The 20,467-nt window shown below is 64.7% G+C and carries 18 protein-coding genes; 1 reads left to right on the plus strand and 17 read right to left on the minus strand.

Annotated elements, in window-relative coordinates; translation table 11 throughout:
- Positions 1-108 precede the first annotated feature (108 nt).
- From cbbX to ACTZWT_RS02885, 3 genes are read right to left on the minus strand one after another with little or no spacing between them, the layout of a single operon-like run.
- Entirely contained in the window at positions 109-1,023 is a 915-nt protein-coding gene (gene cbbX / locus ACTZWT_RS02875) for a CbbX protein (protein ID WP_322513993.1), read from the minus strand.
- Positions 1,024-1,025: 2 nt separating this feature from the next.
- Positions 1,026-1,448, minus strand: coding sequence for a ribulose bisphosphate carboxylase small subunit (locus ACTZWT_RS02880; protein WP_444768203.1), 423 nt, complete (start codon positions 1,446-1,448; stop codon positions 1,026-1,028).
- 12 nt (positions 1,449-1,460) lie between these two features.
- Complete coding sequence (locus ACTZWT_RS02885; RefSeq protein ID WP_444768204.1) at positions 1,461-2,918, minus strand: form I ribulose bisphosphate carboxylase large subunit; 1,458 nt, start codon at positions 2,916-2,918, stop codon at positions 1,461-1,463.
- A 381-nt stretch (positions 2,919-3,299) separates the two neighbouring features.
- Between ACTZWT_RS02885 and ACTZWT_RS02890 the strand changes: the two genes are divergently transcribed.
- The gene (locus ACTZWT_RS02890; protein WP_444768205.1) at positions 3,300-4,268 is read left to right on the plus strand and encodes a LysR family transcriptional regulator; all 969 of its coding nucleotides are present in this window, start codon (positions 3,300-3,302) and stop codon (positions 4,266-4,268) included.
- A gap of 132 nt (positions 4,269-4,400) precedes the next feature.
- On the opposite strand, the gene hemA is transcribed toward ACTZWT_RS02890, so the two are convergent.
- Genes hemA through bchF form a run of 14 tightly spaced genes read right to left on the minus strand, consistent with a single transcriptional unit; the run spans position 4,401 to position 20,367 of the window.
- A complete protein-coding gene (gene hemA, locus ACTZWT_RS02895; protein ID WP_444768206.1) occupies positions 4,401-5,612 on the minus strand; it encodes a 5-aminolevulinate synthase in 1,212 nt (403 codons plus the stop codon).
- Complete coding sequence (puhE, locus tag ACTZWT_RS02900; RefSeq protein ID WP_444768207.1) at positions 5,609-6,679, minus strand: putative photosynthetic complex assembly protein PuhE; 1,071 nt, start codon at positions 6,677-6,679, stop codon at positions 5,609-5,611. The genes hemA and puhE overlap by 4 nt, the downstream gene beginning before the upstream one ends.
- 10 nt (positions 6,680-6,689) lie before the next feature.
- Positions 6,690-7,787 (minus strand): magnesium-protoporphyrin IX monomethyl ester (oxidative) cyclase, encoded by a 1,098-nt coding sequence (acsF, locus tag ACTZWT_RS02905; protein ID WP_444768208.1) that lies wholly within the window; start codon positions 7,785-7,787, stop codon positions 6,690-6,692.
- A complete protein-coding gene (locus ACTZWT_RS02910; protein ID WP_444768209.1) occupies positions 7,784-8,089 on the minus strand; it encodes a hypothetical protein in 306 nt (101 codons plus the stop codon). Before ACTZWT_RS02910 ends, acsF begins: the two co-directional genes overlap by 4 nt.
- Positions 8,086-8,577 carry a photosynthetic complex assembly protein PuhC gene (gene puhC / locus ACTZWT_RS02915; protein WP_444768210.1) on the minus strand — a complete coding sequence of 164 codons (492 nt, stop codon included), beginning with the start codon at positions 8,575-8,577 and terminating at the stop codon, positions 8,086-8,088. The genes ACTZWT_RS02910 and puhC overlap by 4 nt, the downstream gene beginning before the upstream one ends.
- 13 nt (positions 8,578-8,590) lie before the next feature.
- Entirely contained in the window at positions 8,591-9,253 is a 663-nt protein-coding gene (gene puhB, locus ACTZWT_RS02920) for a photosynthetic complex putative assembly protein PuhB (RefSeq protein ID WP_444768211.1), read from the minus strand.
- Positions 9,250-10,014: a photosynthetic reaction center subunit H gene (puhA, locus tag ACTZWT_RS02925; RefSeq protein ID WP_444768212.1), complete on the minus strand. Its 765-nt coding sequence runs from the start codon at positions 10,012-10,014 to the stop codon at positions 9,250-9,252. The genes puhB and puhA overlap by 4 nt, the downstream gene beginning before the upstream one ends.
- Positions 10,015-10,036: 22 nt before the next feature.
- Positions 10,037-11,470 carry a BCD family MFS transporter gene (locus ACTZWT_RS02930; RefSeq protein ID WP_444768213.1) on the minus strand — a complete coding sequence of 478 codons (1,434 nt, stop codon included), beginning with the start codon at positions 11,468-11,470 and terminating at the stop codon, positions 10,037-10,039.
- Positions 11,467-12,168, minus strand: coding sequence for a magnesium protoporphyrin IX methyltransferase (bchM, locus tag ACTZWT_RS02935; RefSeq protein ID WP_444768214.1), 702 nt, complete (start codon positions 12,166-12,168; stop codon positions 11,467-11,469). Before bchM ends, ACTZWT_RS02930 begins: the two co-directional genes overlap by 4 nt.
- A complete protein-coding gene (bchL, locus tag ACTZWT_RS02940) occupies positions 12,168-13,106 on the minus strand; it encodes a ferredoxin:protochlorophyllide reductase (ATP-dependent) iron-sulfur ATP-binding protein (RefSeq protein ID WP_444768215.1) in 939 nt (312 codons plus the stop codon). The genes bchM and bchL overlap by 1 nt, the downstream gene beginning before the upstream one ends.
- Positions 13,103-16,849, minus strand: coding sequence for a magnesium chelatase subunit H (locus ACTZWT_RS02945; RefSeq protein ID WP_444768216.1), 3,747 nt, complete (start codon positions 16,847-16,849; stop codon positions 13,103-13,105). Before ACTZWT_RS02945 ends, bchL begins: the two co-directional genes overlap by 4 nt.
- Positions 16,824-18,437, minus strand: a complete 1,614-nt coding sequence (bchB, locus tag ACTZWT_RS02950) for a ferredoxin:protochlorophyllide reductase (ATP-dependent) subunit B (protein ID WP_444768217.1) — start codon at positions 18,435-18,437, stop codon at positions 16,824-16,826. Before bchB ends, ACTZWT_RS02945 begins: the two co-directional genes overlap by 26 nt.
- 2 nt (positions 18,438-18,439) lie before the next feature.
- The gene (locus ACTZWT_RS02955) at positions 18,440-19,726 is read right to left on the minus strand and encodes a ferredoxin:protochlorophyllide reductase (ATP-dependent) subunit N (protein ID WP_444768218.1); all 1,287 of its coding nucleotides are present in this window, start codon (positions 19,724-19,726) and stop codon (positions 18,440-18,442) included.
- Entirely contained in the window at positions 19,723-20,367 is a 645-nt protein-coding gene (bchF, locus tag ACTZWT_RS02960) for a 2-vinyl bacteriochlorophyllide hydratase (protein ID WP_444768457.1), read from the minus strand. The genes ACTZWT_RS02955 and bchF overlap by 4 nt, the downstream gene beginning before the upstream one ends.
- Positions 20,368-20,467 lie beyond the last annotated feature (100 nt).

Genomic DNA, 20,467 nt, shown 5'->3' on the forward strand with positions numbered 1-20,467 from the left:
CTCGAACATCCCGAGAAAAGTGGATACAGGCTCGCGGACGGAAAGCGGCATCTGAGCCCGAACCTCTCCCGCAAAAGACGGCGAGAGGTTCGGTCGAATGATCACAACTCAGGCGCCCTCGCCCTGGTCGAACACGCGGCTCGCAAGCACGTCCTTTGCCTCGATGGTCATCAGATCGTCTGCGGACAGCTTGCGGTCGAGGTCGGCGATCAGGCGATTGGCCTGACGCAGGCGGATGCGGTCCAGCGCGTTGCGGATCGAGCGGGCATTTGCGAACAAAGGCTGGGTTTTGCGGATGCCGATGTAGCGCTCGAACGCCGCCCGTGCCTCGGCGTCGAAATGATAGTTCTGTTCGACCAGCATGCCTTCCGCGATTCCGAGCAACTCGCCGTCGGTGTAGTCGGGGAAGTCGATGTGATGCGCGATCCGGGAGCGGAACCCCGGATTGGACGCGAAGAACTTCTCCATCCGGTCGGCATAGCCGGCGAGGATCACCACCAGGTCGTCGCGCTGGTTCTCCATCACCTGCAGCAGGATTTCGATCGCTTCCTGGCCGTAGTCGCGCTCGTTCTCGGGGCGATACAGGTAGTAGGCCTCGTCGATGAACAGCACGCCGCCCATCGCCTTCTTCAGCACCTCCTTGGTCTTCGGCGCGGTGTGGCCGATATACTGCCCGACCAGCTCGTCGCGGGTCACCGAGACGACGTGGCCGCGACGGACGAATCCGAGCTTGTGCAGGATCGAGGCGATGCGCAGCGCCACGGTGGTCTTGCCGGTGCCGGGATTGCCGGTGAACGACATGTGCAGCGTGGGGTTGCCGGTGGCGAGCCCCATCCGCTTGCGCAGCCGTTCGACCAGCAGCAGCGCCGCGATCTCGCGGATCCGCGTTTTGACCGGACGCAGCCCGATCAGCTCGCGATCGAGCTGATCGAGCACCTCGCCGATGCCGACCTCCTCGAATTCCTTGCGGAGATCGATCTGGTCCGGCGGCGCTGCTTCGTTGTCGGCAGTGGTCGTGTCCAAGGTCACCCTCCGTAGCGGCTGCCTTCGGGCTTGTCAGCCGCATAGGGCTTTGTGGTGTAGCGCATGTTGCGGCCATCGACTTCCTGCCGGTCGAGCCGGAAGCCGGGCTCGTCTTTCGGCCGGTTGACGATGAAGGACAGCCGCACCGACTCCCAGCCGTGCGAGGAGTCAAACGCCGACAGCCGGATGTAACGGTCGCCGTAGACCTTGCGGCATTCGGCGAGCTCCAGCATCACGCCGGCGGCGTCCTGCAGATCGAACATCGGCAGGCCCCACATATCCCAATAGGTGTTGCGGGGATGCGGATCGTCGGTGAATTCGAGGTTCACCGCCCAGCCCTTGCCGAGCGCGTATTGCACCTGTGCGGAGATCTGCTCGTCGGTGAGATCGGGCAGATACGAGAAACAGCCTTGGGTCATTCGCATGGGTTCTGCTCCTTAGACCGAGACGCTGGGGGTCGGCGCATAGTCGGGGGTGTCGGTGGATTCGTAATTGAAGGTGACGTTCTTCCAGGTGTCGAGTGCCGCCTTCAGCGGCGTGCAGGTCTGCGCCGCCTTGGCGAGGATTTCCGGGCCTTCGTGCACGTAATCGCGGCCCTCGTTGCGGGCGAGGATCATCGCCTCCAGCGCGACGCGGTTGGCGGTGGCGCCGGCCGCGATGCCCATCGGGTGGCCGATGGTGCCGCCGCCGAACTGCAGCACGACGTCTTCGCCGAGCAGATCGAGCAACTGGTGCATCTGGCCGGCATGAATGCCGCCGGACGCCACCGGCATCAGCTTGTTCAGGCTCGCCCAGGGCTGGTCGAAGAACAGGCCGTGCTCGAGATTCATCGGATTGTAGTCCTCACGACAGATGTCGTAATAGCCCTTGGTGGTCGCCGGATCGCCTTCGAGCTTGCCCACCACGGTGCCGGCATGAATGTGATCGACGCCGGCGAGCCGCATCCATTTGGCGATGACGCGGAACGACACGCCGTGATTGCGCTGCCTTGTGTAGGTCGAGTGGCCGGCGCGATGCAGATGCAGGATCATGTCGTTCCTGCGCGCCCACTTCGCCATCGACTGGATCGCGGTGTAGCCGATCACCAGATCGATCATGATGATCACCGAGCCGAGCTGCTTGGCGAATTCGGCGCGCTCGTACATCTCCTCCATGGTGCCGGCGGTGACGTTGAGGTAGGTGCCCTTGATCTCGCCCGACGCCGCCTGCGCCTTGTTGACTGCCTCCATGCAGTAGAGAAAACGCTCGCGCCAATGCATGAACGGCTGCGAGTTGATGTTCTCGTCGTCCTTGGTGAAGTCGAGCCCGCCCTTCAGCGCCTCGTAGACGACGCGGCCGTAGTTGCGGCCCGACAGGCCGAGCTTCGGCTTCACGGTGGCGCCGAGCAGCGGACGGCCGAACTTGTCCATGCGCTCGCGCTCGACGACGATGCCGGTGGCGGGGCCCTGGAACGTCTTCACATAGGCGACGGGCAGTCGCATGTCTTCCAGCCGCAGCGCCTTCAGCGGCTTGAAGCCGAACACATTGCCGATGATCGACGCCGACAGATTGGCGATCGAGCCGTTCTCGAACAGGTCGAGATCGTAAGCGATGTAAGCGAAATACTGACCGGGCGAGTTCGGCACCGGATCGACGCGATAGCACTTGGCGCGATACTTCTCGGCCGCGGTCAGGCGATCGGTCCACACCACCGTCCAGGTCGCGGTCGAGGATTCGCCGGCAACTGCGGCCGATGCCTCGATCGGATCGACGCCGTCCTGCGGCGTGACACGGAACAGCGCGATGACGTCGGTGTCCTTGGGCTCGTAGTCGGGCTCCCAATAGCCCATTTTCTTGTATTCCATCACGCCGGATTTGTAGCGATCCTTGCCGCGGACGGTGACTGACTCGTTCATGTCGCTCCTCCTTGAGATGGCCCGGCAGCCGTGGCGGGCCGGATGCTTGGATGCCGTTTGAGCGCGACGTGCGGCTCGATCAGTCGGCGTCGCGGGTTCGTTGGAGCGACTTTGACCACAAGGATGGAAATAAGAGAAATTTTATAATCTTCGAAGGAGCAAAAGTATTGCTTATGTCATCACCGCGCGCCGCGCCGGATCGACGCGCTGCGAACATCAAAGATCTCGATCACACCCGCTCCGATTCGAGGGCGGGTCGCGGTCGTGCCGCGCCATCTCGCGCGGATCGAGACCGCGCGCCGAAGCGCCACCGAACAATGTTGACCGCGCCGGGCGAATAATAGAAACTTGGTCATTGTCATCGCGCGCAAAGTATTCGTTATGAGTCGTCAGTTCAGGGCCGTGTCGATCCGGCAGTTGCGCGCGCTCGCGGCGCTGGCCGAAACCGGCAGCATTACCGCGGCCGCAAACAAGTTGCACCTGACCCAACCGGCAGTCACGTTGCAACTACGCAACCTTCAGTCGCTGGCCGACATCCCGTTGATCCAGCGCAGGAGCGACGGCATGCAGCTCACCGATGCCGGCCTCGAGGTGCTGGCGCTGTGCGACCGGATCGAGGCGGCGATCACTGCCTGCGAAACGTCGCTGGATATGATCGCCGGCAAGACCGCCGGGCGGATTTCGATCGGCGCGGTGTCGACCGCAAAGTACTTTGTACCGTTCGCGATCTCCGGCTTTCTCAAGCGCCACCCGAAGATCGACGTGCGGCTGTCGATCGGCAACCGTCAGGAGATCGGCGCCGCGCTGCGGGGCTACGAACTCGATATTGCGATCATGGGCCGCCCGCCGGTCGACCTCGACGTCGAGACTCATCTGATCGGCGACCATCCGCACGTCATCATCGCGCCGACGGCGCACCGCCTGGCGCGCAAACAGAACATCGCGCTGGCCGAACTGGCCGGCGAGACTTTCCTCACCCGCGAACCGGGCTCCGGGACACGCAGCCTGATGGAACAATTGTTCGGCGATGCCGGCATCCGGCCCAATATCGGCATGGAGATGGGCAGCAACGAAACCATCAAGCAGGCGGTGATCGCCGGGCTCGGTATGGCGCTTCTCTCCGCGCACACTGTCGCGACCGAGCTCGACGAGCGACGGCTGGTGATCCTCGATGTGGTCGGGCTGCCGGTGGTGCGGCAATGGTTCGTGGTGACGCGCAAGGACAAGGTGCTGCTGCCTCCCGCCCGCGCGATGCTCGACTTTCTCGAAGCCGAGGCGTCGCATTTCCTGCCGCGCACCGATCGGCGAATGAGGCTGACGCGACCGTCGACGCGCGGCAAGCGCGACTGAAACGGCGCGGTGCCTCGATCGACCGCCTCGCCGTTTACTTCGCCGTTCGCCTCTTCATTCCTCTCAAACGCAAAACGCGCGCCTTGCGGCGCGCGCCTGCTTCCGATCGGGCGGAACAGATCCCTGTCCCGGTCAGGCCGCTTTGGCGAGACCGACCCGGGCCCAGATCTCGCTGAGCGCCTGCACCAGATGCTCGATGTCGGCGTCGGAGTGCTGCGGTGACGGCGTGATCCGCAGCCGCTCGGTGCCGCGCGGAACGGTCGGATAGTTGATCGGTTGAACGTAGACGCCGTAGCGGTCGATCAGTTCGTCGCTGATCTGCTTGCACAGCGCCGCATCGCCGACCATCACCGGCACGATATGGCTGGGGTTCGGCATGTGGGCGACGCCGGCCTGGTCCAGCCGGGCGCGCAGCCGCGCCACGCGATCCTGGTGGCGCTCGCGCTCCACCGAACTGGCGCGCAGATGCTTGATGCTCGCCAGCGCGCCGGCGGCGACCGCGGGCGGCGGCGAGGTGCTGAAGATGAAGCCCGAAGCGAAGCTTCGGACGAAATCGCAGACCGCGGCGGAGCCGGCGATATAGCCGCCCACGACGCCGAACGCCTTCGCCAGCGTGCCTTCGATGATGGTCAGGCGGTGACTGAGTCCTTCACGATCGGCGATGCCGCCGCCGTTCGGCCCGTACAGGCCGACGCCGTGAACTTCATCGAGATAGGTCATCGCGTTGTGCGCATCGGCGACGTCGCAGATCTCGGCGATCGGCGCGATGTCGCCGTCCATCGAATACACCGACTCGAAGGCGACGAGCTTGGGCGCGTGCGGATCGAGATCGGCGAGCTTGCGCTCGAGGTCGCGCGGGTCGTTATGCGCGAAGATCCGGGTCTCACTGCGGCTGTGGCGAATGCCCTCGATCATCGAGGCGTGATTGAGCTCGTCCGACAGAATCACGCAACCGGGCATGCGCGACGCCAGCGTCGACAGCGAGGCCCAGTTGGAAACGTAGCCGGACGTGAACAGAAGCGCGGATTCCTTGCCGTGCAGCGCGGCGAGCTCCTGCTCGAGCAGCACGTGGTAGTGGTTGGTGCCCGCGATGTTGCGGGTCCCGCCTGCGCCGGCGCCGCAACTGTCCAGCGCCTCGTGCATCGCCTTCAGCACCGCCGGGTGCTGGCCCATGCCGAGATAGTCGTTGGAGCACCACACCGTGACATCGCCGACGCCGTCCGGCCGGTGATGCGTGGCGCGCGGATACGAGCCGGCGTGGCGTTCGAGATCGGCGAACACGCGATACCGGCCCTCACGATGGAGGCCTTCGAGCTGACGGCGGAAATAGGCTTCGTAGTTCATGACGTCCTCCCGTTGATGGTTGCGGCCGGTTCCGCTGCGATTCCGACCCGGGCCGGCGCCAGACCACCGCGCGAATGCTGCTCGAGGAAAGTCTGACGGAATTGATCTTCGAGCCGCTGGCGGGCGCAATTCGAGCGCTCCTTCGGCTGCGCTGCGTCGTTGCGGGCGCTCGGCACGACGACGAGCTGCGGCGCCGCGCTACGCGGCTCCGGGCCGGCCGGCGATGATTCGGAAGTCTGCGTCGCATGCACTGACGCAGCAGCAATATTGGCGGATGGATTCTGTTCCATGGTGACATTCTCCGGCGAGAAACCTGGACGGATACCCCAGCTCCACAACGTGATGGCAGGCAGCGGTAGCAGCATGAACCAATGCTCGACGACGCCAAGAGCGAATAAAGTCGATACCAGCGTCAGGGCGACGATTTCGGACGGCGTGTCGGCAACCTCAATGATGCGCTGAATCATCAGCATCAGAACGACGGTCGCCAAAGTCACCGAGATCGGAAAGAACGCGCTGACAGGCTTGCGCGCGAAGTAGGTCTTGAGAAACTGCACGGCGTCCGGCATCAGTTCGTCGTTGGTGACGGGCACGCCGAGAAACAGATTGATCTTGGCGCTCTGACGCAGCACCCACAGCGCCAGATAGGTCCAGCGTCCGACCTCGTTCTCGGCGCCGAGGGTGACCAGCACCACGACTGCACCGCAAGCCAGCAGGCAGACCTCGTGATAGATGATCGCCTGCAGCGCAAAGCTGAGGCGGGCAAAGCCCTTGGCGCCCGGCGGACACGGCTCGGCCCGCGGGCCGGTCAGCCAGCCGGACAGAAACGCGATCTCCTGCGCGCCCCACAGAAAGATGATGCAGCTGAAGGCCATATAGGCGGCCGCGACGCTGGTGTCGTTCGCCGTCACCGACAGGCCGCACAGCGCGATCGTGATCATTCCGCCGGCACAGACCACCCGCAGCATGCTCGAGCGGCCGACGCTGCCGACCAGCAGCATCACAGCGCCCGTGGAGAACCACCAGACGAAAGCCGCGAAGATGGGTGGACCAATATACGAGACCATCGCGTTGCCCCTACCACGCCGGCCGAAGGCCGATGACGCGGGGCAGTTCGTTGCGCTTGGCCGGCAGCAGGAACAACCGACCGAAGGCCAGCGCGGCCGACGCCACATAGAACGGCCGCTTCAACTTGCCGACCAAGCCCTGGCTACGGCTGTCAGCGATCTTCTCGGACGCCACGCGAAGGCGCTCGAGGCCCGCCAGGAAGCGCGGATCGTCGAGGTTGATCGTCACCGGGAAGACCTGCTTGGAAATCTCGGTGGTGATGCGGAACACCTGCATGCCGTACTCGGCCGCGTCGACGCCGAGCGCCTCGTAGAATGCCGGCCGCATATGATCGCGGACGTACATCGTGGCGAACACGGCGAGCAGGAAGAAGCGGATCCAGAGCTTGTTGACACCGGAAAGCAGCGACGGATCAGCGCGCATCAGCAGCGCGAAAGCCTCGCCGTGACGGAACTCGTCGTTGCACCAGCGCTCGAACCACTTGAAGATCGGATGGAAGCGGCGCTCGGGGTGGCGCTCCATCTGCCGAAAGATGGTGATGTAGCGGGCGTAGCCGATCTTCTCCGACAGGTAGGTCGCGTAGAAGATGAACTTCGGCCGGAAATAAGTGTACTTCTTGACCTTGGTCAGGAACGACAGGTCGACGCCGATGCCGTGATCCTTGAGGATCTCGTTGATGAAGCCGGCGTGGCGGGCCTCGTCGCGGCTGAGCAGGCCGAACAATTCGCGGATTTCGGGATTCTTGATCCGCTTCTTGATCTCGGCATAAAGCACGCAGCCGGAAAATTCCGCGGTCAGCGACGACACCAGGAAGTCCTTGAACTCGGCGCGCAGCTCCGGCGGAAGCTTGTCGAGATCGCTTTCCAGGAACTCGTCGTTCTTCTTGAAATGCGACTTGTTGTAGTCGGCGCGCATCTCGTTCATCATCGCGTTCCATTCGGAACGGACCAGGCTGACGTCGAGCTTGTCCATCGCGGCGTAATCTGTGGTGTAGAACCGCGGCGTGAGGATCGTATCCTCTTTGGCGATGTTCAGACTTTCGACGCTGCCCTTGATTTCCGGCCGGCTTCGCAGCGCGCCCTGGGCGCCGCCTTCCATCGGAATCATGAGACCCTCCCATCTGAGAAGCTGACTTCGTAAAGTTCGGTCAGTTCGCGATATCCTTCGAGCCGCGCGCGGAATTTGTCGAGAAAACCCGCCCGGACCACGGTCGCAGTGCGGCGAACGACCAGCCGTTCGCCGAAATCGACATGGGTCGGCGCGTCGTGAACCATCACTTCGTCGCCGGGCCCAATCTCGATGTCGCCATCGAGAATCACATGGGCATGAAGGGTCTCCGAGGTCTGCTCGATCTCGACCGTGCAGGGGACATCGAAGCTTGTGCGTTTCCCGATCCGGAACGTGCTCATTTCGAGCCGCCCGTGTTCTCTTCGTCTTGCTTGCCGGCGACGTTGTCGCCGGTCATCAGTTGGGTGAACGCGCGGAGATTGTCGGCTCCGAATGCGTTCAGGTCGAGCACCTTCTTGGTCGCGGTGTCGGTCAGCGTGTACTGGCCGTTGACATGGCGGGCGAGGTGGAACGGCGGGGCCGATCCGACACCCGCCACCAGGCGCTCGCGCGCCAGACCGCGCATCGCCACGCGGATGAAGCCGGACTCGCCCGGATTGATCGTGCGAACCAGGCTGTGATCGCTGGCGCGATAGATATTGACCTGGCCGCTGGGGCTGTCTTCGAAAGTGAGGTCGATGCTCTCCACGGTCGCCGGCGGCGTCATGTGGGAGTGTCCGACTCCTGTCAGACGAACTGTCGCTCCCGCCCCGATCGCAAACAGTACGATCGCGGCGGCACCGATCAACGCGCCCTTGGGAACGGAGAGGTTGTGCGCGGCCTCGCTCATGTCAATCTCCGGTTCAGGCTACTGCGGTTGCCGTCGAATTCGACAACGGGCCTTCTTTGGGTCCGCTGGTAGCCGTTTGAACGAGTGACACTGCGGAGGAATCGAGCTGAGCCTTGACCGCCTCGGTCAGCGTGGCGGCGACCTTGTCGGCTTCGGGAACCGACAGCATCATCGGCTCGGGCTCGCGCAGGCGCCACGGCCGGATATGCGGCCATAGCAGGACGTAAGAGGTGCGTTTGGTGTCGATGATCTTCAGCGGGATGTCGCCGCTGCCGTCGCGATGATTGTTCAGATCGGCATTGGCGATCTTGCCGAGCGGAATGTTCAGGGTGATCGGCAGCGCAACGCCGGTCTGTATCAGGACGCGCTTGCTGGTAATCGTGTAACAGCTCGCGCGCCTGAACAGATAAGTGAGAAGCGCCAGCAGTGCGAGACCGCCGATCGCCGGGATCAGGAGCAGCGACGCGGACGCCGCTGCCTCCCCGATGGACTGGCCGTTCGACCAGTTCGACCAGACCTTCCACACGATCAGCAGCGCGAAATAGATCGCGACAGCCCGCATGTGGAAGGATCTGATGGCCAGACCTTTGTAGGTCGGCTTCCCCTGCCAGAGAACGCGCTCTCCCTCCGGCAAGGGCGACGGAAGCTCACGAAACTGGCTGGGGACGTCCGTCATACGATCGACTCCTGACGCATCGGCGTGGCGTAGAGCGTGCCAGCACCGTAGTAGGCGCAGATCTTGTCTTCTTCGAGCTTGGTCACCTGATCCGACTTCGCCGTGGTCGGGACGCCAGCGAACTGGTCGCCACGAATGGCGTCGACGGATACCCGGCCGCTCGGGCTGTTGATCAGCGCGAACGGAACCGGGAGAAGCACGCGCTTCTTGGTCTTGGCGATCTCGACTTCGAGGTAGCGGGCGAGCACTTCAGCCCGGTCGACCCAAACCTCGGTCACCGTGCCGCCGACCTGGCCGTCACAGCCGACCACCGGCATACCAACCGGATTCGGATCGCGCGGATCGAGGAACATGCCCTTGGCCGCGCGCAGCGGCGCAATGATCGGCAGATTGTCGAGGCCGGTCTCCGGAACGTCCTGACGCTGGGCGTAGGAGCCCGGACCGACGCCGTCGGCGAACGGATCACCGGTGGGTGCGAACGCAGCACCCGGCCACGGAGCGACCGGGGCGAGCGCGACGTTGGGACGATCGTTGCTGGTGCTCGGAACGGTGCTGGTCGCACCGCCGCGCAGCAGATAGGTCTTCGGATCCGGCGGAGCCGGAACGCCGATCTTCCGCAACCGGCCCGAGCCGGTGTCGGCAATCAGCGGATATCCTTCGCGCTTGTCTTCACGACGAAGGTAGAAAACCAAACCCGCGAAGAAGATCCAAAATACGTACAGGGTAACCTGCGCTAAGTCCAAATACGCTCCGGGTTGCATGGGACCGACCCCTTCCTCTTTGTTAGCCTGGAAATTCGGCTAGGCCGAACTTGGATGAAGGCTGCGCATAGTTCGGCCGTGCAACGCGCACGAGAGGACCTACCGCAACCAACGTTGCGAACAGCAACGCGATCTCGATGTTGTAGACAAAACCGTAACCGATCGCAGGACCCGACAGCACGGCGCCCAGCGTGCCGCTATCGGCGAGCGAGGCGAACAGATCGCGCAGGCCGCCGCCGAGCAGAATGCCGCTGCCCGCAGCGGTCGCCTGCACCGCGCCCCAGGCGCCGAGCGCAAGCCCGGGCTCGCTTTCGGAGCCGATCGCCATCACCGCGGTCAGCGTGCCGGCTGCGAACAGGCCGCCGCCGAGCCCGATCAGCGCGGTGCCGATCCTGAACAGCAGCACCGATTGCGCGGGCGCAGCCATCGCCACGGCTGCGAAGGCGAAGATGCCGATCAAAGCGCCGAAGCCGGCCAGACGATACGGATCACCGCCGCGGCCGAGCGTGCGCGCCGCAATGCCGAAGCCGGCCAGCGTACCGAGCGCGAAAAACGCGGTCAGCGCCGTCGTCTGACCCACGGAGAGCTTGAGCACCTCGGCGCCATAGGGCTCCAGCAGGATGTCCTGCATCGAAAAACCCGCGGTGCCGAGCGCGACCGCGATCAGCATCCGGTTCGAACCGCCGGCAGCGCGGAAGCGCGCCCAGGACTGGTTGAACTGCGGCCGCGGGCGGTTCACGGATGTGAGTTTCGGATTGCGTGCTTCCTGCTTCCACAGCGCGACGATGTTGAGCAGCAACTGGGTGACAGCCACGCCCTGAATCACCTGGATCAGGCGGAGCTCGCTGAAATTGCGGAGCAGTTCGCTGAACAGCAGCGCGCTGCCGGTCATCCCGACCAGCAGCATGACGTAGAGGAACGCCACCACACGGGGGCGCGACTGTTCCGGCGCCAGATCGGTCGCGAGCGCGAGGCCGGCGGTCTGGGTGGTGTGCAAACCGGCGCCGACCAACAGGAACGCCAAAGCAGCGCCGACCTTGCCGTAGTCAGCAGGATATTCCCCGCCGCCGGACAGCACCAGCAGCGCAAACGGCATGATTGCGAAGCCGCCGAATTGAAGCAGCGTGCCCATCCAGATGTAAGGCACACGGCGCCAGCCCAGCACCGAGCGGTGATTGTCCGACTTGAAGCCGATCAGCACCCGAAGTGGCGCGAACACCAGCGGCAGCGATACCATCAGCGAGACCAGCAAGGTGGAAACGCCGAGCTCGACGATCATCACCCGGTTCAGCGTGCCGTTGAGCAGCACGACCGAAGCGCCGACCGAGACCTGGAACAGCGACAGGCGCAGCAGACGGCCGAGCGGAAGCTCTTTCGTCGCCGCGTCGGCGAACGGCAGGAAACGCGTTCCGAGACGCATCCAGCCTTTCGCCAATGTCGCCGCCAACTGGCTCATCGTCGAACCATCTCCAGCGCCTGCGATGTGTAGAAGCCGGACGACACCCGATGGGTGCGGCCAGGCTGCCACTGCGCAAGCAGCGCATCTTCGGAAATCAGCTTCAGCAGCTTCTTCTCGCTCACCGGCTCGATCGCGGGAGCACGATCAGCGCGCGGGAAGAACCCGCCGACGAAATGCATCAGCGCCAGCGCCGGCGTCTTCGGCGCGAACGTCACCGCCATCGACCGGCGGGTGCGCGACGAAAGCGTCGCGAGGATCCGGCAGATGTCGTGCGGCAGATAGTGGATCAGCGAGTCCATCGCGACGACGAAGTCGAACTCGCCCAGTTCGGGATCGAGCATGTCGCCGGAGCGGAAATCGATCGCCGCCGGATCGATGTCTTCCGGCAGGCGCTCGCGCGCGACGCCGACCAGCGTCGGCGACAGATCGATCGCGAGCACCTTCGCGCCGCGCCGCGCCGCCGCGATCGACAGCGCACCGGTGCCGCAGCCGGCATCAAGCAGCCGCGTACCGGTCATGTCGGCAGGCAGCCACGACAACAGCGTGTTGCGCATCTCGTCGCGACCGGCCCGCACGGTTGCGCGGATGCCGCTCACGGGCGCGTCCGACGTGAGCTTGGCCCAGGTATCGGCCGCGGTGCGGTCGAAATAGGTCTCAAGCTCTCCGCGTCGCTCGATGTAGCTGCCCAACGCCATCAATCAAATCCCAGGAGATCAAAGATGTCGCGATCCTTCAGCGGCTTGCCCTGGACGGGGGGCGTCTTCGCCTCCCACATCTCGGTAGCGAGCCGAAGATACTCTTGTTGCACAGCCAGGATTTCGTCGGTGTGATCCATCTCAAAAAGTGTCATTTTTTTGAGACGGCTCTTCCGGATGACATCGAGATCCGGCAGATGCGCGACACGCTGGATACCGGTGGCCGCGCCGAACTTGTCGATCTGGTCGGTCTCACGGCTGCGATTGGCAATGATTCCCGCCAGTCGCACGCCGTAATTCTTCGACTTCGCCTGGATCGCCGCGGCGATTCTGTTGGCGGCAAAGATCGAGTCGAAATCATTGGCGGCGACGATCATCGCGCGCTCGGAATGCTGCAGCGGGGCGGCGAAGCCACCGCACACCACGTCGCCGAGCACGTCGAAGATCACCACGTCGGTGTCTTCGAGCAGATGATGTTCCTTCAGCAGCTTCACGGTCTGGCCGACGACATAGCCGCCGCAGCCGGTGCCGGCCGGCGGACCGCCAGCCTCGAGGCACATCACGCCGTTGTAGCCTTCGAACACGAAGTCCTCGGGCCGCAGTTCCTCGGAGTGGAAGTTTACCTCTTCCAGCACGTCGATCACGGTCGGGATCAGGCGCTTGGTCAGGGTGAAGGTCGAGTCATGCTTCGGATCGCAGCCGATCTGCAGCACGCGCTTGCCGAGCTTGGAGAACGCGACCGACAGGTTCGACGACGTCGTGCTCTTGCCGATGCCGCCCTTGCCGTAAATCGAGAACACCTTGGCGCTGCCGATCTTGACGGTCGGATCGAGCTGCACCTGGACGCTGCCCTCGCCGTCGCCTTCGGCGCATTTCGAGGCGTTGGCGTCGGCGCAGCCCGTGGTCTTCAACTTGAGGGGATCAGTCAGAATGTTCATGCGGCCACTCCCACGCCTTCCAGGCGATCCTCGAGCTCTTCGCCTGCCTTGCGCAGGACCTCGAGCATTTCAGGGTCCGGAGACCAGTAGTTGCGTTCGTGCGCTTCGATCAGGCGGTTGGCGACCTTCGCGGACGCCACCGGATTGAGCGCGGCGAGGCGTTCCCGCATTTCGGGATCGAGCACGAAGGTTTCGGTGAGCTGGCGATACACCCAAGGTGCGACTTCACCGGTGGTGGCCGACCAGCCCATGGTGTTGGTGACGTGCTCTTCGATCTGCCGCACGCCTTCGTAGCCGTGCTTGAGCATGCCCTCGTACCATTTCGGATTGAGCATCCGGGTCCGGGTCTCGAGCGCGACCTGCTCCGACAGCGTTCGCACCGTTCCGGCGCCGCGGGTCTGGTCGCCGATATACACCGGCGCCGCCTGCCCGCCCTTGGCCTTGCGCACCGCGCGGCTGATGCCGCCGAGCGTATCGAAATAGTGATCGACGGTGGTGACGCCGAGTTCCACCGAGTCGAGATTCTGATAGGCGAGGTCGACGTCGGCGAGCGCGCTCTTGAGCAGGTCGGCGCGCTGCACCGGCTGGCCCTTCAGCCCGTAGGCGAAGCTCTTGCGCCGCGTATAGGTCTCGGCGAGCTCGTCTTCGTCTTCCCAGCGGCTGTTCTCGACCAGATGATTGACGTTGGAGCCGTAGGCGCCATCGGCATTGCCGAACACCCGCAGCGACGCGGTCTCCATGTCGCATTTGTGCTCGGCCTGATAGGCCAGCGAATGTTTGCGGACGAAATTCTGATCGGCCGGCTCGTCGGCGCTCGCCGCCATGAATGCGGCTTCCGCGAGCAGTTTGATCTGCAACGGCAGCAGATCGCGGAAGATGCCCGACATGGTGATGATCACGTCGATCCGCGGCCGCTGCAGTTCGTCGAGCGGGATCAGGTCGGCGCCGGCGAGACGGCCGTAGCTGTCGAACCGCGGTCTGGCGCCCATCAGCGCCAGCGCCTGGCCGATCGGCGCGCCTTCGTTCTTGAGATTGTCGGTGCCCCACAGCACGATCGCCACCGTCTCCGGCAGCGGATTGCCCTCGGCAACGTGCTTGTCGATCAGCCGCTGCGCCTGCTTGGCGCCGTCCTGCAGCGCGAAGGTGCTGGGAATGCGGAACGGGTCGAAGCCGTGCAGGTTGCGGCCGGTCGGCAGCACCGCCGGCGTGCGCAGCAGGTCGCCGCCCGGCGCCGGCCGGATGAATTTGGCGTCGAGCGCCCGCAGGATGCTCGGGATCTCGTGGTCCTCGGCGAGGATCCGGTCGATGCCGGCGAGTTCGTGAAGCATCGCGAGAGTGGCTTCCGCCTCCGGACCATTGCCGGACAGATGCTCTGGATGACCGCCGCGCACCAGCGCTTCGAGCAGCGACTTATCCAGGCGCTTGCCGTGCATCGCATCGGCGACGGCTTCCAGCGTTTCGACCCGCTCCTCTTCGGAGGGGACGTTGCCGACGACATGCAGGCCGTGCGGAATCAGCGCGTATTCCATCTCAAGCACCGCGTCGGCGAGCTTGGCGATGGTCGTGCCGGCTTCTTCCTCGGTCCAGGCCGGTTCGGCCGGAGTCAGGTCGAGGGCCGAGGCCTGCGCCTGTACCAGCACCGCGAGATTGGTGCGCTCGGTTTCTTCCTCCGGCGTCAGGCCGCGCCAGCGCTCGATCGAGGACTTCAGTTCGAGAAGCCCGCGATACAGACCGGCATGGGCGACCGGCGGAGTCAGATAGCTGATCAGCGTCGCCGCCGAGCGCCGCTTGGCGATCGCGCCTTCGGAGGGATTGTTGGAGGCGTAGATGTACATGTTCGGCAGATCGCCGATCATGCGATCGGGCCAGCAGGTGCCGGACAGGCCGGTCTGCTTGCCGGGCATGAATTCGAGCGCGCCGTGGGTGCCGAAATGCAGCACGGCGTGAGCGCCGAAATCCTGCCTGATCCAGCGATAGAACGCCGAGAAGGCGTGGGTCGGCGCAAATCCCTTCTCGAACAGCAGCCGCATCGGATCGCCTTCGTAGCCGAACGCCGGCTGAACGCCGACGAAGACGTTGCCGAAGCGCTCACCGAGCACGAAGATCGAGCTGCCGTCGCTCTGATGCTTGCCCGGCGCCGGTCCCCACTGCCCTTCGATCTCGCGCAGCCAGCGCTCGTTCTTCACATGGTCGCCGGCCGGGACGCGGGCATGGACGTTGGCATGGGCCCCGAACCGCGACGCATTGCCGTTGATGATGGCTTCGCGCAGCGCATCGACGGTGTCCGGCACCTCGACTGTGTAGCCCTCGGCCTTCATCGCCTTCAGCGTATTGTGCAGCGACTCGAACACGCCGAGGAAGGCCGCAGTGCCGGTGTTGCCGGCGTTCGGCGGGAAGTTGAACAGCACGGCTGCGACCTTGCGCTCCTTGCGCTCGCTGCGGCGTAGCGCGACCAGCCGCGCGGTGCGCGATGCCAGCATCTGCGCCCGCTCGATGCAGATGTTCATGTCGCCGCCGGTCTCGTTGCGGTCGAACTTGCAGAACCTGTCGCAACCCGGGCAGGCGACGTCGCCGCCGTCGGAACGGCCGCCATAGACCATCGGGCCCGACGAGCCGTCGAGTTCGGGGATCGCCACCATGATGGTGCTTTCCACCGGCATCAGCCCGCGATCCGACGCCGCCCATTGCTCGAGCGTCTGGAATTCGACCGGGTGCGCCGAGAGATACGGCACGTCGAGCTCGGCGAGGATGTGCTCGGCCGCCTTGGAGTCGTTGTAGGCGGGACCGCCGACCAGCGAGAAGCCGGTGAGCGAAACCACCGCGTCGACCGTCGGACGGCCGTTCTTCATGAAGAAGCGCTCGATCGCCGGGCGCTGGTCGAGACCCGAGGCGAACGCCGGAATCACGCGAAGGCCCTTGGCCTCGAACGCTTCCAGCATGCCGTCGTAGTGACCGGAATTGCCGGCGAGCAGATAGGAGCGCAGCAGCAGTACGCCGACCGTGCCCTTGGCGTCGGCAGGGCCGGCCGGAAGCTTGTCGGCCGATTCCGCGATCCGCCCTTTCATCTTCGGGTGATACACGCCGATGTCGGCGTATTCGACCGGCGACTCGACCTTGGCGACGCCGCGCAGAACCTTGCGGGGACCGCTGGCGTAGCGATCGATCAGCAGGCGCACCATGTTGGCGATGTTCTGCTCCGAACCCGCCAGCCAGTATTGCAGCGTCAGGAAGTACGCGCGCATATCCTGCGCAGTGCCGGGGATGAAGCGCAGCAGCTTCGGCAACTGCCGCAGCATCTTCATCTCGCCCTTGCCGGCGCCGCCTTCGGTCTTCTTGCCGCGCAGCTTCTTCAGCCAGTTGATCATGCCGAGCGCTTCGGCGCTCATGTCGAACTTGCCGACGCGGGTCAGCTTGACCACCTCGCCCGCCGACATGCAGCACACCAGCGCATCGCAATCGTTGCGGCGCGCCTGCAGCGCGGGCATCACCGCGCGGACGTGATCGTCGAGGAACAGCATGGTGGCGATGACGATGTCGCCGGTGCCGATGTCGGCGACGCAACGCGACAGCGCGGTATCGTCGGTGCCCCACTCGTCGGCGGAGTGGACCGTCAACTCGAGCCCGGGATAGTCGCGACGCAGCAGATCCCGCGCGCGCGCGGCGGCGCCGGACAGATGGCTGTCCATAGTAACGATGACGACACGAACTGGCGTCTTGTCAGCGTGCGAAGTGCGCTTTTGCATCGTACAAGGTCTCGACAGTGATGGTTGCGACGCCATTCTCGTTGGCGAATCGCTCGGTATTCCGGCGGGCTTTCCCGCGAACGAAGAACGGTATCTTCTGCAGTTCCTTCTCGGCTTCGGGCGCCCACACGGCTGCCGCTGCCGCTGCGGCTTGACCGGGAGCTGGCGCGACGTCGGGTGCAGCGGGAGCAGCCACAGAGGCCGCCGGCTCGGCGACGACTTCCGCGACGGGCGCGGCGTGGCCGGTGCCGAGATGCGACGGCATCGCGCCGTCCTTGAACTCGAAATCGTCCTTGAACATCGTCAGCAGATGCTCTTCGAGGCCCATCATCAGCGGATGGACCCAGGTGTCGAAGATCACATTGGCGCCTTCGAAGCCCATCTGCGGCGCGTAGCGCGCCGGGAAGTCCTGAACGTGCACCGGTGCCGAGATCACGGCACAGGGAACGCCGAGGCGCTTGGCGATGTGACGCTCCATCTGGGTGCCGAGCACCAGCTCGGGGTGCAGCTCGGCGACCTTGGCCTCGACCTCGAGATAGTCGTCGGTGATCAGCGGCTCGACATCGTAGCGCTTGGCGGCCTCGCGCAGTTCGCGGCCGAATTCGCGGCTGTAGCTGCCGAGTCCGACCACCTTGAAGCCGAGCTCTTCCGACGCGATCCGGGCCGCGGCGATCGCGTGGGTGGCGTCGCCGAAGATGAACACGCGCTTGTTGGTGAGGTAGGTACTGTCGACTGAATGCGAGTACCACGGCAGCCGGCTCGAAGCATCCTGCAGCACGGCCGCGGGATCGACACCGGCGAGTTCGGCCACTTCCCTGATGAAATCGCGGGTCGCGGAGACGCCGATCGGCACCGTCTTGGTGAACGGCTGATGGAAGATGCGGTGCAGCCAGGACGCCGCCTGCCCGGCGATTTCCGGATACATCACCACGTTGAAATCGGCGTCGCCGAGCCGCGCGATATCCGCCGGCGTCGACCCCATCGGCGCCACGACGTTGACGTCGATGCCGAGCTTTCCGAGCAGTCCGGTGATCTCGGTGATGTCGTCACGATGGCGGAAGCCGAGCGCCGTCGGCCCGAGCAGATTGCAGCTCGGGCGAACGCCCGCGGCCCGCTCCGCGCGCTTGGTGCCGGGCGGCGGCGCGTTGGGACCGGCGAGCGCGCGGACCAGCTGGTAGAACGTTTCGGCGGCGCCCCAGTTTTCCTTGCGCTGATAGGCCGGCAGATCGATCGCGATCACCGGAATCGGGAAGCCGAGCGATTTCGCCAGCCCGCCCGGATCATCCTGGATCAGCGAGCCGGTGCAGGACGCGCCGACGATCATCGCCTGCGGCTGGAACCGTGCATAGGCGTCGCGCGCGGCCGTCATGAACAGTTCGGCGGTGTCGCGGCCGAGATCGCGCGCGGCGAAGGTCGTGTAGGTCACCGGCGGCCGCTTGTTGCGACGCTCGATCATGGTGAACAGCAGATCGGCGTAGGTGTCGCCCTGCGGCGCGTGCAGCACGTAGTGCAGCCCTTCCATGCCGGTGGCGACTCGCATCGCGCCGACATGGGGAGGTCCTTCATAAGTCCAGACGGTGAGCTGCATGATCAGGCCACCAGCTTGGCGCGACGCACGAGCGGGCGCGCGAACAATTCAGCGAGATCGGCCGCCTGCTCGTAGCCCTGGATCGGGGTGAACACGAGTTCGATCGACCATTTCGTGGTGATGCCTTCGGCCTCGAGCGGATTGGCGAGGCCGAGGCCGCAGACGGCGATGTCGGGGCGCGCGAGGCGGCAGCGGTCGAGCTGCAGGTCGACGTCCTGGCCCTCGGTCAGCGCGACGCCGGCGGGCAGCAGCTTCAGCTCTTCCGCGAGATGCTCGCGATGTAGATACGGCGTGCCGACTTCGACCAGCTTCATCGACAGTTCGCGCGCCAGAAAACGCGCCAGCGGAATTTCGAGCTGGGAGTCGGGGAAGAAGAAGATGCGGCGATCCGCGAGCTGGGTTTTGTAGACCGACAACGCGCGTTCGGCGCGGGCGCGGTTCGGCTCGGTCACCCGGTCGAATTTCGCAGCGTCGATCCCGAACGCATCGGCGGCGGCGCGCAGCCAGCCGGTAGTGCCTTCGACGCCGAGCGGGAATGGCGCGGCGAGCCGCTTGGCGCCGCGCTCCTGCAGCGCGCGTACGGTGTCCGGCAGGAACGGCTGCGCCATCAGGATCTTGGTGTTCGGCCCGACGCTGGGCAGCGCGGTCGATTTGCGCGGCGGAAAGAACTGCACCGGGCCGATGCCGAGCGCATCGAACATCCGCATGAACTGGTCTTCGACCACATCGGCGAGCGAGCCGACCACCAGCAGCGACGAGGTTTCGTCCTGCGCGGCGGGCAGCGCCGGCACCAGCGACGCCAGGCAGGCATCCTCACCCTGGGTGAAGGTCGTTTCGATGCCGCTGCCCGAGTAGTTGAGAATCCGGACGCCGGGCGAGAACCGCTGCGACAGCCGCAGGGCCGCGCGCGACAGATCGAGCTTGATCACTTCCGACGGGCACGAGCCGACCAGAAACAGCAGCTTGATATCGGGGCGCCGCGTCAGCAATTGCGTGACGATGCGGTCGAGTTCGTCATTGGCGTCGGTGAGACCGGCCAGATCCTTCTCTTCCATGATCGCCGTGCCGAACCGTGGTTCGGCGAAGATCATCACGCCCGCGGCGGACTGGATCAGATGCGCGCAGGTGCGCGATCCGACCACGAGGAAGAATGCATCCTGAATCTTGCGGTGCAGCCAGACGATGCCGGTCAGCCCGCAGAACACTTCGCGCTGGCCGCTCTCGGTGCGAACCTCCCGCGAAACCGGGTCTTCCGCTGGCGCGGCGCAAGGTTGGACGTGAACGGTCATGCGCGGCTCCCCGAGACGCCGGGAGCGCTCATCGCGGCGATCCGCTCGTCACGGCGCGCGGCGCGGAGCTTGAGCAGGAATTGCGCTGCGTTGACGACGTAGGTCGCATAGGCGGCGAGCGCCACAAGCATCTGCTGACGTGGATCGCCGATGCCGGCGAACAGCATCACCAGATAAGCGGTGTGAAGCGCGAGCACGAGGAAGCTGAACACATCCTCCCAGAAGAATGCAGGCGCAAACAGATAGCAGCCGAACACCTCGCGCTCCCAGATCGCGCCGGTGATCATGATGGTGTAGAGCACCAGCGTCTTGATCACGATCGATGCGGTCGCGGCGGTGTAGCCGTCGCCGGTCGAGAGATATCGGAGCACGAGCCCGAGGCTGATCAGGAAGACAAGAAACTGGACCGGCGCCAGGATGCCCTGCACCAGCGTCCATTTTGTTGCATCGCGGCGAAGCCGCTCTTCCGGGGTGTAAAGCGTCTTAAGCGGTTGCAAGGGCTGCCGAACCTCCGGACCGCCGTCCGATGTGCCATGTGGCACTGCGGAAGATGTTTTGACGGTCTCTATGTAAAGAACATTTGACACATCGAGGTCGCGGTGATGCGATACCGACGAACGCGGCGTGGGGGCAGTCACCATCGCACCGAGAACTTCATTTTCTTGATCTGATGCTGTTCTGCGGTGCACCGCGCCACTCCCTAAGTGCGGCTGATCGACAAAGGCTAGTCTCGGACGACAG

It is taken from the genome of Rhodopseudomonas sp. NSM (assembly GCF_052445935.1).
In the GTDB taxonomy this organism is placed as follows: Bacteria; Pseudomonadota; Alphaproteobacteria; order Rhizobiales; family Xanthobacteraceae; genus Rhodopseudomonas.

What these genes read in the sequence shown, in the direction of transcription:
- ACTZWT_RS02880 (WP_444768203.1), bottom strand. Translation starts at nt 1,448, where the DNA reads ATGCGAATGACCCAAGGCTGTTTCTCGTATCTGCCCGATCTCACCGAC.
- ACTZWT_RS02885 (WP_444768204.1), bottom strand. Translation starts at nt 2,918, where the DNA reads ATGAACGAGTCAGTCACCGTCCGCGGCAAGGATCGCTACAAATCCGGC.
- ACTZWT_RS02890 (WP_444768205.1), top strand. Translation starts at nt 3,300, where the DNA reads ATGAGTCGTCAGTTCAGGGCCGTGTCGATCCGGCAGTTGCGCGCGCTC.
- hemA (WP_444768206.1), bottom strand. Translation starts at nt 5,612, where the DNA reads ATGAACTACGAAGCCTATTTCCGCCGTCAGCTCGAAGGCCTCCATCGT.
- puhE (WP_444768207.1), bottom strand. Translation starts at nt 6,679, where the DNA reads ATGGTCTCGTATATTGGTCCACCCATCTTCGCGGCTTTCGTCTGGTGG.
- acsF (WP_444768208.1), bottom strand. Translation starts at nt 7,787, where the DNA reads ATGATTCCGATGGAAGGCGGCGCCCAGGGCGCGCTGCGAAGCCGGCCG.
- ACTZWT_RS02910 (WP_444768209.1), bottom strand. Translation starts at nt 8,089, where the DNA reads ATGAGCACGTTCCGGATCGGGAAACGCACAAGCTTCGATGTCCCCTGC.
- puhC (WP_444768210.1), bottom strand. Translation starts at nt 8,577, where the DNA reads ATGAGCGAGGCCGCGCACAACCTCTCCGTTCCCAAGGGCGCGTTGATC.
- puhB (WP_444768211.1), bottom strand. Translation starts at nt 9,253, where the DNA reads ATGACGGACGTCCCCAGCCAGTTTCGTGAGCTTCCGTCGCCCTTGCCG.
- puhA (WP_444768212.1), bottom strand. Translation starts at nt 10,014, where the DNA reads ATGCAACCCGGAGCGTATTTGGACTTAGCGCAGGTTACCCTGTACGTA.
- ACTZWT_RS02930 (WP_444768213.1), bottom strand. Translation starts at nt 11,470, where the DNA reads ATGAGCCAGTTGGCGGCGACATTGGCGAAAGGCTGGATGCGTCTCGGA.
- bchM (WP_444768214.1), bottom strand. Translation starts at nt 12,168, where the DNA reads ATGGCGTTGGGCAGCTACATCGAGCGACGCGGAGAGCTTGAGACCTAT.
- bchL (WP_444768215.1), bottom strand. Translation starts at nt 13,106, where the DNA reads ATGAACATTCTGACTGATCCCCTCAAGTTGAAGACCACGGGCTGCGCC.
- ACTZWT_RS02945 (WP_444768216.1), bottom strand. Translation starts at nt 16,849, where the DNA reads ATGCAAAAGCGCACTTCGCACGCTGACAAGACGCCAGTTCGTGTCGTC.
- bchB (WP_444768217.1), bottom strand. Translation starts at nt 18,437, where the DNA reads ATGCAGCTCACCGTCTGGACTTATGAAGGACCTCCCCATGTCGGCGCG.
- ACTZWT_RS02955 (WP_444768218.1), bottom strand. Translation starts at nt 19,726, where the DNA reads ATGACCGTTCACGTCCAACCTTGCGCCGCGCCAGCGGAAGACCCGGTT.
- bchF (WP_444768457.1), bottom strand. Translation starts at nt 20,367, where the DNA reads ATGGTGACTGCCCCCACGCCGCGTTCGTCGGTATCGCATCACCGCGAC.